Origin of the sequence: Promineifilum sp. (SeqCode) (assembly GCF_041918635.1) — a bacterium.
Classification (GTDB): Bacteria; Chloroflexota; Anaerolineae; order Promineifilales; family Promineifilaceae; genus Promineifilum.
In genome coordinates, this window is the sequence record NZ_JAYRVJ010000622.1 from 1 (window position 1) to 2,506 (window position 2,506).

Here is a 2,506-nt window from a genome sequence, read left to right on the forward strand (position 1 = left end):
GTCATGGGCCTGATCATGCCTGAAAGGGGTAGGGAGAACAACCAATTTATATCTATGGGCCATAGCGATTTCTCTGGCTGCCCCATACACTGACAGGGTGTACGTTGTTAAGAATACGCCTGTTGAGTGCGCATCCTCAGATGCGCGCTATGCGCCGATGTACCCGCCCGCATCTGAGGATGCGGGCTACGAAAGTGGCAAAGGACGCATGTCTCAGAGAAAACGGTTCGCCTTTTCCCACCGTTTGTTTACACTACAGAGTAACGTAAGCGAGGAGGAAGATCGTGATACGCAAGCACCGAGCAGTCAACGTCGAGTATCGTCCCGCGCTGGCCGGCGCGGAGGGCGGGGAGCCGCAACTCCCCTTCATTCATCTCATGGCCGAACAGCCGCCCAAGCGCACCATCCGCGGCCAGCGCCGCCGGCCGGGCAGCGACCGCCCCAGCAGCGGGCGCGCCGAGGCCCCACGCCGCGATGACCGGCCGTCCTCATCGGGCGGCGGCTTCGCGCCCCCCTCGACCGGGGGCGGCGGGGGCTACATGCCCTCGTCGGGCGGGATGGGTGGCTTCCCCGGCGGCATGCGCGGCGCGGCCGGTGGCGGCGGCGTCCTGCTGGCCCTGTGCGCCCTGATCGCCTACATGCTCTTCGGCGCGGGCGGCGACGACGGCGGCGACGTGTTCGACACCGGCCAGACGCAACAGGACACCGTCTCGCAGCCCAGCGCCGGCCAGGTGGAAGACCTGGGCGACCTGCTGGGCGGCGCATTGCCGACGACGCAACCGCTGCCGACGGTCGTCAGCAACGCCCAGCCCGCCCCCAGCTTTCAGGGTAGCGGCGACGTGGTCGGCCAGGGCACGGGCGGAACCATCACCACCGCCGCGGCCAACTCCCTGCCCGCGCCGGCCGCCGCCGGCCCCACGGCCGACCAGACCTGGACGATCATGCTCTACCAGGACGCCGACGATAAGGTGCTGGAGCAGGACATCTTCATCGACTTCAACGAGGCTGAGCGCGTCGGCTCCACCGACCGCGTGCGCATCGTCGCCCAACTCGACCGCTACCAGGGCGGCTTCGATGGTGATGGCAACTGGACGGACACGCGCCGCTTCCTGCTGCAACAGGACGCCGATCTGGATCGCATCACCTCGCCCTACGAATCCATCGGCGAGGCGGATATGTCCGACCCGCAGACGCTGGCCGACTTCGTGGCCTGGGCGGCGCAGAACTTCCCGGCCGACAAGTACGTGCTGATCATGTCCGACCACGGCATGGGCTGGCCGGGCGGCTGGACCGACCCGGAGCCGCGCGGCGGTTCGGGCGGCCAGGGTATCCCGCTGGCCCAGGCCATCGGCGACGCGCTCTACCTGCACGACATCGACAGCGCGCTGACGGCCGTGCGCCAGCAGGCGGGCATCGACGCCTTCGAGTTGATCGGCATGGACGCCTGCCTGATGGGGCACATGGAGGTCTTCACCGCGTTGGCCCCCCACGCCCGCTACGCCGCCGCCTCGCAGGAGGTGGAGCCGGCCGTCGGCTGGGCCTACACCGCCTTCCTGAGCCAGCTGGCCCAGAACCCCGACGTGACCGGCCGCGAACTGGGCCAATGGATCGTGGATACCTACATCGTTGGCGACCAGCGCGTGCAGGACCCGCAGGCCCGCGCCGCCTTCGCCGGGCGCGCTTCGGCCCAGCAGGTGGCGAACCAGCTGGGGCAGAGCGTCACCCTGGCGGCGGTGGACTTGAGCCAGATGCCGGCGGCCATTGATGGGCTGAACCAGTTCGCCCTGTACCTGCAAAATATGGATCAGCGCGTCGTGGCCAAGGCGCGCAACTACGCCCAACCGTTCACCAGTATTTTCGGTCAGAACGTGCCGCCGTCCTACATCGACCTGGCCCACTTCGCCGCGCTGCTGGTGCGCGAGACGGGCGATCAGAACCTGCGTACGGTGGTCGAGGGGATGTTTGGCGCGTTCGAGAACACCGTCGTGGCCGAGATGAGTGGTGCGCAGAAGCCGGGCGCGACCGGTCTGTCGATCTACTTCCCCAACTCGCAACTGTACGGCTCGGCCGCCGCCGGCCCGCAGAGCTACGTGCCGGTAGCCCGCCGCTTTGCCGAGGTGTCGCTGTGGGATGATTACCTGAACTTCCACTACACCGGCCGCCAATTCCAGGACACGGCCGGCTCGCTGACCATCCCGGAGCGGGGCGTGACCATCGCCGCGCCGGGCGCGGGGACGATCAACGTGTCGCCGCTGTCGGTGTCGGCCGATTCGGTCGCGCCGGGCGAGACGATCCTGATGAGCGCCGACGTGGACGGCGAGAACATTGGCTACATCTACCTATTCGCCGGCTTCTACGACCGCGAGGCCAACTCGGTCAACGTCATCGACATGGACTACATCGACAGCGGCGACACGCGCGAGATCGATGGCATCTACTACCCTGACTGGGGCGAGGGGGCGTTCACGCTGGAGTTCGAGTGGGAGCCTATCGTCTTCGCCATCAA

Annotated in this window: 1 protein-coding gene; it reads left to right on the forward strand. The window is 67.4% G+C overall.

Going from position 1 to position 2,506, the window contains the following annotated elements:
- Positions 1-284: 284 nt before the first annotated feature.
- On the forward strand, positions 285-2,506 hold a 2,222-nt coding region (locus ACE3UY_RS18360), incomplete at its 3' end, for a clostripain-related cysteine peptidase (RefSeq protein ID WP_374688933.1).